The organism is Lentzea xerophila, assembly GCF_051094245.1.
Classification (GTDB): Bacteria; Actinomycetota; Actinomycetes; order Mycobacteriales; family Pseudonocardiaceae; genus Lentzea; species Lentzea xerophila.
The window spans coordinates 6,128,317-6,140,000 of the sequence record NZ_CP194934.1 but is presented as its reverse complement, the minus strand read 5'-3'; the positions used below and the strand labels follow the sequence as shown (position 1 = coordinate 6,140,000).

Sequence of the window (11,684 nt, the reverse complement as noted above, 5' to 3'; positions counted from 1 at the left end):
AGGCATGAGTAGCGAAAGACGAGTGAGAAACTCGTCCGCCGGATGACCAAGGGTTCCTGGGCCAGGCTAATCCGCCCAGGGTAAGTCGGGACCTAAGGCGAGGCCGACAGGCGTAGTCGATGGACAACGGGTTGATATTCCCGTACCCGTGTGAACGCGCCCATGATGAACCTTGTGATACTAACCGCCCGAAGCGCTCGGCGATGTCCTTCGGGACTAGCTGGGTTGTGGAGCGCGGGACCTGAACTTGTAGTAGTCAAGCGATGGGGTGACGCAGGAGGGTAGCTCCGCCAGTGAGTGGTAGTACTGGTGCAAGCGTGTAGGGAGTCTGGTAGGCAAATCCGCCAGGCATATATCCTGAGACGTGATGCGTAGCCGATTGAGGCGAAGTAGAGTGATCCCATGCTGCCGAGAAAAGCCTCTAGCGAGCTTTCACGCGGCCCGTACCCCAAACCGACACAGGTGGTCAGGTAGAGAATACCGAGGCGATCGGGCGAACTGTGGTTAAGGAACTCGGCAAAATGCCCCCGTAACTTCGGGAGAAGGGGGGCCAGAGGACTTGAAGCCCTTCGCGGGCTAGGGTCAGCTGGCCGCAGAGACCAGCGAGAAGCGACTGTTTACTAAAAACACAGGTCCATGCGAAGTCGCAAGACGATGTATATGGACTGACGCCTGCCCGGTGCTGGAACGTTAAGGGGACCGGTTAGTCCTTCGGGGCGAAGCTGAGAACTTAAGCGCCAGTAAACGGCGGTGGTAACTATAACCATCCTAAGGTAGCGAAATTCCTTGTCGGGTAAGTTCCGACCTGCACGAATGGCGTAACGACTTCTCGACTGTCTCAACCACAGGCCCGGCGAAATTGCATTACGAGTAAAGATGCTCGTTACGCGCGGCAGGACGGAAAGACCCCGGGACCTTTACTATAGCTTGGTATTGGTGTTCGATTCGGCTTGTGTAGGATAGGTGGGAGACTGTGAAGCGCTGACGCCAGTCAGTGTGGAGTCATCGTTGAAATACCACTCTGGTCGTATTGGATGTCTAACCTCGGTCCGTGATCCGGATCAGGGACAGTGCCTGGTGGGTAGTTTAACTGGGGCGGTTGCCTCCCAAAGAGTAACGGAGGCGCTCAAAGGTTCCCTCAGCCTGGTTGGCAATCAGGTGTCGAGTGCAAGTGCACAAGGGAGCTTGACTGTGAGACTGACGGGTCGAGCAGGGACGAAAGTCGGAACTAGTGATCCGGCCATGGCTTGTGGAAGCGTGGTCGCTCAACGGATAAAAGGTACCCCGGGGATAACAGGCTGATCTTCCCCAAGAGTCCATATCGACGGGATGGTTTGGCACCTCGATGTCGGCTCGTCGCATCCTGGGGCTGGAGTAGGTCCCAAGGGTTGGGCTGTTCGCCCATTAAAGCGGTACGCGAGCTGGGTTTAGAACGTCGTGAGACAGTTCGGTCCCTATCCGCCGCGCGCGTAGGATACTTGAGGAAGGCTGTCCCTAGTACGAGAGGACCGGGACGGACGGACCGCTGGTGTGCCAGTTGTTCTGCCAAGAGCATTGCTGGTTGGCTACGTTCGGAAGGGATAACCGCTGAAGGCATCTAAGCGGGAAGCTCGTTCCAAGATGAGGTATCCCACCCTTCGTGGGTTAAGGCCCCCAGCTAGACCACTGGGTTGATAGGCTAGAGGTGGAAGACCGGTAACGGTTGGAGCTGACTGGTACTAATAGGCCGAGGACTTGTTACAAAGACGCTACGCATCCACTGTGCGGTTCTGGAAGAACAACCAGGACTGATCGAACCCTGTTGTTCGGGGTTTTGGTTGAATATTTCCATAGTGTTTCGGTGGTTATAGCGTTGGGGAAACACCCGGTCCCATTCCGAACCCGGTAGTTAAGCCCTTCTGCGCCGATGGTACTGCACTGGTTACGGTGTGGGAGAGTAGGTCGCCGCCGAACTTAATTTGCCCTGCGGGTTGAGCGCCACAAGCGCTCCCCGCAGGGTCTTTTCGTGTTCTGTCCGGTGCCGTGTTCGTTGTGGCGGCCGACCGGGTGATGCGTTCCCGGCGAGCGGGTGACGTGAGTCAAGCTCGGCTTCCCGGTCCCTACCGTGATCGTCATGAACGAGCAGTGGGCCGGGGAGGCACCTTTGCGGTGGCGAGCGCGCAGGAGGCGGGGCAGGCACGCCCGCGAGCCCGCGCCGTCCTCGCAGTCGCTTCTGCCCGCAGTGCTCGGCGTCGTGCTGCTGGTGTGCCTGATCCTCCTCCTGCTCACGTACCTCTAGCGGGACTGCAGTGCGTCGAGCGCCACGGCCTGCGCGACCACGAGCCGGCGGTCGACGCCAGGATCCTGGATCGAGACCAGGTAGTGGTCACGAAGCCAGGTCTTCTTGTCGACGCTGAACACGGGAGCGCCGTTCTCCTTGACGAAGTCGAAGTGATAGCGCATGGGGAACGGCGCGTCTCCGATGATCGGGATCCACTGCCACAGCCGGCGGAAGCCCGCGAGCCACTTCTTGCGCTCGGCGCCGGTCGTCGCGCCCCAGCCCGGCTGTTCCAGGTGCCAGGTCGACCGCAGCAGCGACTTGGCGAAGTCCTTGCGGAACAACCCGATCCGCTGCCCGTTCGCGTCGGTCACGTCATAGCCGCTGCCGAGGTCGATCGCCTTGCGGGCGTTGAACTCGAACAGCACCTGGCTCTTGGACGAGTCGGTGTAGATCGTGATCCGTTCCTTGATCTTGAGCCGCTTCTGCTCGGCGAAGCCGATCAGAGCGCCCGGCTCGCCGTTGTCGTCGAGGAAGACCTCGTAGCGGTTGACCATGAACGTGACCTTCTGGTGCATGTGCAGGACATGCACGTTCTGCAGACTCAAAGCTCACCCTTCTCCACCGGTACCGGCGTCAAACTTCCCGTCGGGAAGCGCCGCTCGTTGCGTTCGATCTTGGCGAACGCGGCGTCGACGAGGTCGACACCGAGCTTGTCCGCCAGCCTCGTGAGGTAGTGCATCACGTCCGCGAGCTCGTCTCGCACGTTCCAGGCGAGATCCGGGTCCTGCATCGCGTCCCGCGCCTCTTCCGGCGTCAGCCACTGGAACAGGTCGGTGAGCTCGCCGACCTCCGCGGACAACGCCATGACCAGGTTCTTGGGCGTGTGGTAGCTGTCCCAGTCACGGGCAGCGGCGAACGCGCGCAGGGCGTCCCTCAGATCCACGAGATCACGCTGACTCATGTCCACTGAGTACCACGTGGACGAACGAGCAAGAGCAGCGGCTGATCAGGCATGGATCGTCCGCGTCAACATTGATTGGCTCTAGTCATGTCAACATTGAGCGTAATCAACCCCTCGACCGTCCTCGTGCTCGGCGCCACCGGCAAGACCGGCCGGCGCGTCGTCGACCTTCTCGGGCCCGCGGCCCGTCCCGCGTCGAGGTCGTCGGCCACGAAGTTCGACTGGTCCGTTGCCGGCACCTGGGAGCAGGCCCTGGCCGGCATCACCGCCGTCTACGTCGTGCCGCCGGAGAACCCCTCGCTGCTGGTCGAGTTCGTGCCTGTCGCGGTGAAGGCGGGAGTCACCAGGCTCGTCCTGCTGTCGATGCGCGGCGCTCCTGACGACGACCCGTTCGAGTCGGCGATCAAGGCCTCGGGTGTCGAGTGGACCGTCCTGCGACCGACCTGGTTCATGCAGAACTTCGACGAGGACCTGTTCGCGGCGCCGGTGCAGCAGGGCGAGCTGGCGCTGCCCGCGGGCCAGGGCGTTCATCCGTTCATCGACGTGCTGGACATCGCCGAGGTCGCCGTCACCGCGCTGACCCAGCCAGGGCACGCGGGGCAGACCTACGAGCTGAGCGGACCGGAGGCGTTGTCGTTCCCGGAGATGCTGGCCCGGATCGTCGCGGTGACCGGTATCCCCGTTGTATACAGCGACGTCGAGCCGGACGAGTTCACCGCCTCGTTGCGCGGATTCGGCTATCCGGACGAGATCGCGGACCTCATCACGACACTGCTGCTGCGCATCCGCACGGGAGCGGAGGCGCACCTGTCCGACGGCGTGCAGCGAGTCCTCGGCCGGAAGCCGCGAACGTTCGCCGGCTACTTGGGCAGCAGCAAGTTCGCCTGAAGGCCGCGGGTGCCCTCGTTGGTGATGACGGCCTCGCAGAGCGCGCGCCCCGTGCGGACGCGCCACTCCTCCGCCATGTCGTAGTAGCGAAGACCCATCGCATACGTGAGCTGGCCGACGCTCTCGCCTTCGAGGAGCACCTCGAGGGTGTGTTCGCCCGTGTGTGAGCCCTTGGCGATGCGGCAGTCACGAAGTTCGGCGATGACGTGGACTGGAGTGCGGCCGTTGACCACGCGATGCAACACGTGCTGATGGGCTGCCTCACCCGTGACGGTGACCTGCTGTTCGGCGGGCAGCGTCGGCGCCGTGCCGAGCGCCTCGTGGTCGAGCAGCAACAGCCGTGGGGCACCGAGATGCAGGTGCACACCGAAGTAGCGCTGGCCGCCGCCGATGATGCGGGCGGGGCACGAGCCGATTTCGCCGCGCTCGGCCAGTTCGCGCAGGAGCGGGTGGTAGTCGGCGGCCTGCTCGGCGCGCAGGTAGCCGGCGGTGGCCGCGGAGCCGTCGCCGCGCAGCAGGTCGACGCGCACCGCCTCGCGGTCGTGCCAGCTCGCGGACTCCGGCACCAGCACCGCCGTCGCCGGAATCGCGCCGTCCAGCGCCGGTACGGACGAGTGCCTCGCGATCTCGGCGATGGCGTCCTGGTGGTGGGCTTCGCCGACGATCGCGACCCGTCCCGCCGTCGACAGCCGGCGCAGGCGGGACCGGGTGCGGATCGGGGTGATCTGGTCAGGCGTTCTGTTCTTGGTGCCGACGAACATCAACGCGAACAAGGCGAGGCCGATGACGAAGCCCAGTGGGCCGAAAGCAACAGTCAGAACCAGCGCGAGCACGGCAACGGCGATGAGGACGGCGGCAGGCGAAGGCTCTGAACGTTGCTGCATCGTCATGGGGCATCCTCACGACTCGGCTTCCCGTCACTCTGAGTGTCGGGGATGCCGGGCGATGCGTTTCACAGATCGCTCGTTTGGCCCAGTGTGGCGAGCCGAGGGCTCCAACCGGTGACCGGAATTCGTCGCACATCGGGGTCGTCCGTCAACGGTGAGTGAGGGTTCTCTTCGGCGAGCCGCTGAGCGGCGCCAATGGAAGCCCAGGCGCCGGCAGTGCCGAGGGAGATGCCACCGAAGATCAGGGCACCGAAGAGGAAGCTCCAGCTGCCGGTGAACATGCGGAAAATCGCGTATCCGGCCATCGCTGCCGTGAGGGCGCTCATCACGAGCATCACGTGATGGTTGCCGTGCCGGACCTTCTGCAGGTTCGGCTGCAACGGCTGTGTGCCCGCCAGGTCCCACAGCTTCTTCGCGTTCGACCAGCGACTGCTCTCCAACGGCGGCCTCTGGTCGGCCTTGGCGCGCACCTTCGCCCGTTCCACTACCAGGCGCGTCGCCGTCTCGATGTCGTCAACCGGCAGCAGCCACTCCTGGCCGCCGCCGATGATCCGCAGCACGGGCCCCGGCGTGATCGTGAGCTCACTGGTGTTGCCGAACCGCCACTGCGCGGGCGTCCGCACGTCCCCCGCCTCGACGTGCTTGATCCGGTCGAACCGGATCGCGACCCGCCCGACCGGCGACAGCTTGTGGCGCGGCGGCGGCAGCTTGTCGAGCAACAGCCGGCGCGACTGCACCCGCAGCCGCCCGTCGCCGCGCAGTCCGATGAGGACCTCGACGGCCGAGCGCCGCACGTCGCCGGTGACCGGCCACGACACGACCTTCGCCGCGAGCCAAGCGAGTCCGCACGCGAGCGCAGGCGTCGCCGCGGCCAGCACCATCTTCTCCCATCCCGACCCGCCGACCAGGCCCATGAACGCGACCGGCACCGACGGCAGCAACGCGATCCGCGGCCATGCCGCCGTCATCCACCACAGCACCGCGAACAGCCCCAACGCCACCGGGACGGGCCAGAACCCGTCGAAGTCGGTGACTTTCTCGCTGAACTCGGCGGCGAAGTTGAACTCCGTGGTCCCGTACGGCAGCGACCGCTGGAACAGGTACGACGACATCGTCAGGTAGCCGAACGGCACGCCGGCGTAGCTCAGCAGGATCAACGGCACCGCGACGAGATACCGCACGAACATCATGTTGCCCCCCAGGCCGGATCAGTGGACCAGGGTAAGGCGCGCGCGTCCTCGCGGTCCTGGTTCTCCGCCACCTGGCAGTGCTGTCAGCACCAGTCCGAACACCAGTCCATTGAGGTCTTCCAGCCCGAGGTTGAGCTCTTTGGCCACGTGCGGCGGTGTCGTGCCGTTCTCGCGCAGGACCCGGAACACCTTGGTGAGCAGCTTCGAGGTCTCCCGGCGCACCATGCCGCCCTGCACCAGGCTGTGGACGTTCGCCCACTTCGAGAACTGGTCGCGTGCCACGTGCCAGTGCCGGTGGTCGGTACCCAGCAGTTGTCGTTGCGGCATCAGGAACTCGGCGGCGAACTCCCGCGGTTCTTCGTGCCCGAGCAGGACAGCGAGCTGAACGGCCGCGTCGAACCGCGCCTGCTCCGGCGTCGCGGCCGGACTGAGGAACACGAACGGCGTCCCGTTGTGCCAGCAGGAGAACGCCTCCTGCCCGGCACAGTCGACCGGCAGCGAGAACACCCGCACCCCATGCGACTCCAGCAGCTGCACCATGTTCGGCGCGGGCCCCGAGTCGAGCCGCCACGCGTCGCGCGTGCCCTGAGGGGACGTCCGCGGCGGCGGCAGGCTGGGCTGGGGCAGCACGAACAGCCGATCGAGCCACCCGTTGAACTCGATCGCGAGCTGCGCCGCCGCGCTCGCCTGGGCGTTCGCTGGCGAGCCCTGAGGCGTCGGCGGCTCGGACGCCGTCAGGAAGGCAGCTGGGAACCCGAGTGCCCCCGCCAGCGACTCGACCGTGGCGGGCTGCGGCCTGCGCAGGCCGCGTTCGTACTCGCCGATGGCCCGCGCCTGCACGCCCGACTTGCGCGCCAGCTCGGCCGCGGTGAGTCCGCGCCGGGTGCGGGCGAGCGTGAGTCGCGAGGGCGTGAGCATGATCCGGTCATTCTCACCCTTGATAAGGATCAGTGCCACGCGGGGCCCTGCTGGCCGCGGCCGAGACAACGCTGTTCAGCTCTGGCGTGCTGGACGAGTCCGGATCGGTGTAGCCGGACAGGATCAGCCGTTATCGCGCACAACGTGCGAGGTTCTCCGAGAACCTTGCGCATGGCCGGAAATCGGACAGCCGTTCGGCCACAGTCGCGCGTGCGAGGCCTTCCAGGACAGCGGACCTTCAGCCTTCCACAGCACTGTCGTTCACCTCCGGGGGCCTCTCTTCCAACGCGCCGCCGAGCGCTCCTCTGACCTCGTCGAAGCTCTTATTGGAGAACCGGCGAACGGCGTGGTCGCTCACGCGTTGCCGACGGTCGAGGAGAGCGGGCGGTGAGGTGTGGAGTGTCCGGTTTGCGGTCGATCCAGCCCGCCGCGGTCTGGGTGATCTCCTCACCCAGGAACGTGCCGGGACTGGCGGCGGTACGGCCGGCCTTGATTGCCCTGGCGTACTCCTCGTCGCAAAGACCTCCTCAGGCCGCGTCCGTTGCGCCTGTCACACGCCAGGTGTGGAGTTGATTGTTCCGCCCTCACTTCGGCTTGCTCACTGTCAGTATGTGGGTGTTGTCGTGGCGTCACTGCACCTGCGGAGCACCACGGTCCGGAGGAGGTTCAAGGCTTGATGTCGGCGGAGTTCGACCAGCTCGTCGCTCAGTTCGAGCGACTCCAAGTTCAGATGCATCGCGTCGAGGGGCAGTTCCCCAACATCGGCGAGATGCAGCAGCAGTTCGCCGCGATGGTGGCAGTGGCCACGTGATGGTCAAGGACAACTACACGCAGTTGCTTGGCGATCTGAAGGACCTGTTCACCGACATGCAGGCAGGTCTCCAGTCTGCTTCGGACAAGTTCCGAGGCACTGCGCAGGGCTACGCGGACCAGGAGGAGGCGTTGAAGAAGATCTTCGACGGCATCCAGATCGAGATCGACCTGAAGTAGGACGGCCACGTCATGGCGGAACAGAAAACCAAGGTCGCCGGCGTCGAGATCACGCTCGGAGAGAAGTCCACCGGCAAGAAGATGGCCGAGGCGATGCCGTTCGTCGGCGGCTACCTCAAGACGCGCGAGGCGGCGGAGAAGTTCAGTGACGGTGCGGATGGCTCCGAGATCACCGGACTGGCCTCCGAGGGCGCCGCCTTGCTCGGCTCCCTCGGTACGTCCGCCTACGGCCTCGTGACGGACCCGATCGGCTTCCTCGTCGGCCAGGGCCTGAACTTCCTCATCAGCGTGGTGCAGCCGTTGGAGGACGCGATCCACATGGTGAGCGGCGACGGGCCCGCGCTGCAGCAGGCGGCGGAGAACTTCAACAACATCGCCAAGGGCGTCGCCGACATGCGCAAGCAGTTCGACCAGAACCTGCAGGCCACCATCCAGACCTGGGGCGGTCAGACGTCAGAAGTGGCCAGCACCAAGCTCGGCGAGTTCGCCAACGGCATCGACGGTGTCGCCGGGCAGGCCGGCGAGCTCGCGAGCATGTTGCAGATCTCCAGCATGATCATGACGATCGTCGAGGACTTCATCAAAGCGATCCTGACCGAGCTGATCACCTGGCTGATCATGATCTGGATTCCGGCTCTGGCGGCCGCGGTGCCGAGCTTCGGGGCGTCGACTGCGGCGGCCGGTGCCGCCACTGGTGTGAGGGTGGCGACGACCGGAAGCCGGGTCGCCCGGATCATGGCCAGGCTGCGTCAGTTCCTGGACAAGATCATGGCCTTCCTGCGTAACCTCGTGAGCAGGGTCAGGAACGTGCGGACTGCTTTCCAGAAGTCCATGGCGGACAAGAGGACCAACAGCGCGCTCGCGGATCTCACCAAGGAGATCAGCAAGAAGGATCCCGAGAAGGGCCTTCCCGGTGTTCGCGTGCCGGCGGATGTCAAGCTGTGGAGCAAGGAAGGCATGATCGGAGAGCGGGTCCAGAAGGGGTTCCTCGGATCGATGGGCAAGGCTGCGGTTGACGCGGCAAAAGGTCAGCTCGGCGTCGGTACGGGTACGAACGCGGGCATTGACAAGCCCTTGAGGAACATCGGTTCCTACCAGAAGTCCAACGAGTACGACGACACCGGCACGGATCACCAGAAGCAGCGCATCGAAGGATATCTGGACATCTGATGATGGAGATTGTGCGGCTTTCCTGGCCGATCGCGGGTGTCCTGGCCTTCGTCCTCGGTGTGAAGGTCATGACGCGTTGGTGGCAGATCCGGCGCAACCGCAATGCAGACGGCAAGCAGCGCGTCGAGCTGACCCCTCTCGCGACCAGTCTCGGCGGCACCGTGATCGGTCCGGAAGGGGCGGCCGCCTGGTCGGCAGTGCTGGAGGCGCCGTTGTCGAACGACGTGGACGATTTCAAGGAGAAGCTCCTGCAGCGGTCGAAACCCAGGTTCGACTTGGCGCTGGATTTCCAGCGCGGCCCATGGCACGTCCGCGTGTCCCAGGCCTCGATGAGGCAGCAGAACTCGAACGGCGTGGATCGGCTGCTCGAACACCGGATCGAGGTGGCCACTTCGCTGCTGGCTCCGATGAGGATCGCCCGCCACGTGGACGTCTCCTTCCGCGACCACCAGTTGACGCGGCGTGCGTCACCCGCACCGCCGCGTACAGCGGAACTCAGCCAAGCCGACTGGCTACCGCTGCGCCTGCCGCCGTCCGCGGATGACGAGTTCGCCGTGGCCGCCAGCGACCTCTCCATCGCGGCGAGGTCGTTCACCCTCGAGAACCTCGAATGGTTCCTCGCCCAACTGGATGAGTTGCCTTTGCTCACCAACGGGCGGTTCATGTTCCTGACCTTCGAGAGCGGGCTCGTCTACGCGACGTTCCGCAATAGCATCGACCCGGAAACGCTGGTGTCGCACGTCGACACGATCGTCGGGCTGCTCGACCGGATGCCTGACGCGAGACCGCGACACCCTGCTGTTGCCGTCTGAATGTCAATCTCAGACGGTCGGCAACGAACCCAGAGCGGGGTCGGGATCAACCTGCCTGTGACCGCGGCTGCACCGTAGGCGGCCAAGGAGAACGAGCGGGTGGCTCGTCAGGTCGTGGCGGGAGTGCGCCCGTACGCCGAGCTCTCGGCCTCACTGGCCGAGGCGGAACGGCGCGTGCGTGAGGCTTCCCGCAACCTGCTGGCCGTCTCAGTCGCCGAAAGCGCTCGCCGGGGGCAGCGGCGCGATTCTCGAACTGCTGCGGTCCAACGGGAACTCGCCGGACTGGAGTCTGGTGCGATCGGTGCTGCCTCACGTGCGTGGGTGGGCGGTGTCGACGCTGAGCTCACACGAGAAACGCGTGCGAATCGGCACCGTCCACACCTTCCAGGATGGGGAGTGTGATGCGATCGTGTTCGCGCTGGTCGCCGGTGAGGGGATGCCGCCGCAGAGCATCGGCTGGGTGGAACGCCAGCTGTTTCTCTGGAACGTGGCCATCACCCGCGCCAGAGCGCACCTGCTCGTCGTCCGAGATCGTTCGCTGTGGCGTGATCGCGGTGGGATAGGTGCCGCTCTGGTCGCGGCGACGGAGCTGAGTGGTGAGGCCTCGATCGAGGTCGATCCGCTCCTGGTGAAGCTGAAGCGGAGGTATCCGTCCGCCGAGCCGCACGTGAGTTCACGGGGATACCTCGCCGACGCTCGGATCGACGGCACAACGATTCTGCTGGACCGCGGTGCCGGAGCCGCGGATTCGGCCAGGCATCTGCGGCTGGGATTGCGGCGGACCGAGCTTCTGGAAGCTCCAGCCTCGCGCATGCCGGCGTGGACGTTGTTCGACCACTGAGGCCAGACGACGGATCAGCGGCGCAGCGCGATCGGGAAATCCACCTCCTCCGGACCGTCCACGTTCGGCGTCTTGGACAGCGGGAACTCCATTGGTGGCAGCGGAATCCGGTGCGCCCACCGTTCGATGATCTGGTTCTGCGGCGTGGGCTCCGGCTGCGACACCTCGCGCAACACCACGAGCCGGTCCTCCAGCTGCAGCGGGTACGTCACCAGGAACCACAGCTTCAGGCCCTCGCTGCGCACGTTCTCGAACAGTGCGAACTGGTCGTGGTCGTTGTCGCGCATCATCGCCGCGATGGCGGGGCCCTTCGCGTAGTCGCTGCGCAGCGGCGCGTCCGGCGAGCCCGTGCCCTGGTTGCCCTGCAGCGTGCCGAGCAGGATGGGGCGGGACGGGTGGCGGATCAGGCCCGCGTTCCAGTGGTCGAGCCGCTGCCAGCCCTCGGCCGCGAGGAGCTGCCGCAGCGTGCCGACCCGGTGGATCCAGTCGAGCAGGCCCGGCGCGTTCGTCGGCCCGAACGGCGGTGAGGCGGCGCGGGCGTCGATGCCGGCGGCGATCGCCCGGTCCAGGATCGCCAGCCGCAGGCCGAGGTCGGCGAGCCTCTCGTCGGTGGCGGGGGTGAGCTTGCGGAAGGCGGCGTTGGTCATGGATCGACGGTAGCGGCGGGGTCTGACAATTCTGGGCGGCTGCGGTCCACGCGGGGCGTTGTCGGTCAGCAGCGGAGGCGAGCAGTTCTGCCATGCTGCAGTGCGCGCCGAGCGTTGCCG

General features: G+C 65.4%; 13 protein-coding genes and 2 rRNA genes (1 of these 15 running past the window's edge). 9 read left to right on the top strand and 6 right to left on the bottom strand.

The genetic code is table 11. From position 1 onward, the window contains the following. The 3 genes from ACRSBM_RS28980 to ACRSBM_RS28970 form a co-directional block, all read left to right on the top strand. Nucleotides 1-1,742 (top strand): 23S ribosomal RNA (locus ACRSBM_RS28980) (it extends 1,343 nt beyond the left edge of the window). 94 nt (nucleotides 1,743-1,836) lie between these two features. Continuing rightward, nucleotides 1,837-1,953 (top strand): 5S ribosomal RNA (rrf, locus tag ACRSBM_RS28975). A gap of 160 nt (nucleotides 1,954-2,113) precedes the next feature. Continuing rightward, nucleotides 2,114-2,278: a hypothetical protein gene (locus ACRSBM_RS28970; RefSeq protein WP_156094242.1), complete on the top strand. Its 165-nt coding sequence runs from the start codon at nucleotides 2,114-2,116 to the stop codon at nucleotides 2,276-2,278. On the opposite strand, the gene ACRSBM_RS28965 is transcribed toward ACRSBM_RS28970, so the two are convergent. Together ACRSBM_RS28965 and ACRSBM_RS28960 are read right to left on the bottom strand one after the other, a co-directional pair. Then, complete coding sequence (locus ACRSBM_RS28965; protein ID WP_434448012.1) at nucleotides 2,275-2,865, bottom strand: hypothetical protein; 591 nt, start codon at nucleotides 2,863-2,865, stop codon at nucleotides 2,275-2,277. The two genes, ACRSBM_RS28970 and ACRSBM_RS28965, sit on opposite strands and share 4 nt — an antisense overlap. After that, a complete protein-coding gene (locus ACRSBM_RS28960) occupies nucleotides 2,862-3,221 on the bottom strand; it encodes a nucleotide pyrophosphohydrolase (RefSeq protein ID WP_434448011.1) in 360 nt (119 codons plus the stop codon). Before ACRSBM_RS28960 ends, ACRSBM_RS28965 begins: the two co-directional genes overlap by 4 nt. An 87-nt stretch (nucleotides 3,222-3,308) precedes the next feature. On the opposite strand from ACRSBM_RS28960, the gene ACRSBM_RS28955 reads away from it, so the two are divergent. Further along, a complete protein-coding gene (locus tag ACRSBM_RS28955) occupies nucleotides 3,309-4,109 on the top strand; it encodes an SDR family NAD(P)-dependent oxidoreductase (RefSeq protein WP_434448010.1) in 801 nt (266 codons plus the stop codon). Here ACRSBM_RS28955 and ACRSBM_RS28950 read toward each other — a convergent pair. The 3 genes from ACRSBM_RS28950 to ACRSBM_RS28940 form a co-directional block, all read right to left on the bottom strand. Next, entirely contained in the window at nucleotides 4,082-4,999 is a 918-nt protein-coding gene (locus ACRSBM_RS28950; protein WP_434448009.1) for a hypothetical protein, read from the bottom strand. The two genes, ACRSBM_RS28955 and ACRSBM_RS28950, sit on opposite strands and share 28 nt — an antisense overlap. 62 nt (nucleotides 5,000-5,061) lie before the next feature. After that, nucleotides 5,062-6,177, bottom strand: a complete 1,116-nt coding sequence (locus tag ACRSBM_RS28945) for a hypothetical protein (RefSeq protein WP_434448008.1) — start codon at nucleotides 6,175-6,177, stop codon at nucleotides 5,062-5,064. 27 nt (nucleotides 6,178-6,204) lie between these two features. Further along, nucleotides 6,205-7,143, bottom strand: coding sequence for a helix-turn-helix domain-containing protein (locus ACRSBM_RS28940; protein ID WP_434448007.1), 939 nt, complete (start codon nucleotides 7,141-7,143; stop codon nucleotides 6,205-6,207). 637 nt (nucleotides 7,144-7,780) lie between these two features. On the opposite strand from ACRSBM_RS28940, the gene ACRSBM_RS28935 reads away from it, so the two are divergent. From ACRSBM_RS28935 to ACRSBM_RS28915, 5 genes are all read left to right on the top strand, one after another. Beyond that, entirely contained in the window at nucleotides 7,781-7,915 is a 135-nt protein-coding gene (locus ACRSBM_RS28935) for a hypothetical protein (RefSeq protein WP_434448005.1), read from the top strand. Then, nucleotides 7,912-8,094, top strand: coding sequence for a hypothetical protein (locus ACRSBM_RS28930; protein WP_434448004.1), 183 nt, complete (start codon nucleotides 7,912-7,914; stop codon nucleotides 8,092-8,094). The genes ACRSBM_RS28935 and ACRSBM_RS28930 overlap by 4 nt, the downstream gene beginning before the upstream one ends. A 12-nt stretch (nucleotides 8,095-8,106) precedes the next feature. Next, on the top strand, nucleotides 8,107-9,264 hold the full coding sequence (locus tag ACRSBM_RS28925) for a WXG100 family type VII secretion target (RefSeq protein ID WP_434448002.1): 1,158 nt from the start codon (nucleotides 8,107-8,109) through the stop codon (nucleotides 9,262-9,264). After that, complete coding sequence (locus tag ACRSBM_RS28920; protein ID WP_434448001.1) at nucleotides 9,264-10,076, top strand: hypothetical protein; 813 nt, start codon at nucleotides 9,264-9,266, stop codon at nucleotides 10,074-10,076. Before ACRSBM_RS28925 ends, ACRSBM_RS28920 begins: the two co-directional genes overlap by 1 nt. A 178-nt stretch (nucleotides 10,077-10,254) precedes the next feature. Beyond that, nucleotides 10,255-10,917 carry an AAA domain-containing protein gene (locus tag ACRSBM_RS28915; RefSeq protein ID WP_434448000.1) on the top strand — a complete coding sequence of 221 codons (663 nt, stop codon included), beginning with the start codon at nucleotides 10,255-10,257 and terminating at the stop codon, nucleotides 10,915-10,917. A 14-nt stretch (nucleotides 10,918-10,931) separates the two neighbouring features. Here ACRSBM_RS28915 and ACRSBM_RS28910 read toward each other — a convergent pair whose 3' ends face one another. After that, complete coding sequence (locus tag ACRSBM_RS28910) at nucleotides 10,932-11,564, bottom strand: hypothetical protein (protein WP_434447998.1); 633 nt, start codon at nucleotides 11,562-11,564, stop codon at nucleotides 10,932-10,934. Nucleotides 11,565-11,684: the final 120 nt, after the last annotated feature.

Bases quoted from the DNA above. Each gene is read 5' to 3' on its own strand.
- ACRSBM_RS28970 (WP_156094242.1), top strand. From the start codon at position 2,114: ATGAACGAGCAGTGGGCCGGGGAGGCACCTTTGCGGTGGCGAGCGCGC.
- ACRSBM_RS28960 (WP_434448011.1), bottom strand. From the start codon at position 3,221: ATGAGTCAGCGTGATCTCGTGGATCTGAGGGACGCCCTGCGCGCGTTC.
- ACRSBM_RS28955 (WP_434448010.1), top strand. From the start codon at position 3,309: ATGTCAACATTGAGCGTAATCAACCCCTCGACCGTCCTCGTGCTCGGC.
- ACRSBM_RS28950 (WP_434448009.1), bottom strand. From the start codon at position 4,999: ATGACGATGCAGCAACGTTCAGAGCCTTCGCCTGCCGCCGTCCTCATC.
- ACRSBM_RS28935 (WP_434448005.1), top strand. From the start codon at position 7,781: ATGTCGGCGGAGTTCGACCAGCTCGTCGCTCAGTTCGAGCGACTCCAA.
- ACRSBM_RS28925 (WP_434448002.1), top strand. From the start codon at position 8,107: ATGGCGGAACAGAAAACCAAGGTCGCCGGCGTCGAGATCACGCTCGGA.
- ACRSBM_RS28920 (WP_434448001.1), top strand. From the start codon at position 9,264: ATGATGGAGATTGTGCGGCTTTCCTGGCCGATCGCGGGTGTCCTGGCC.
- ACRSBM_RS28910 (WP_434447998.1), bottom strand. From the start codon at position 11,564: ATGACCAACGCCGCCTTCCGCAAGCTCACCCCCGCCACCGACGAGAGG.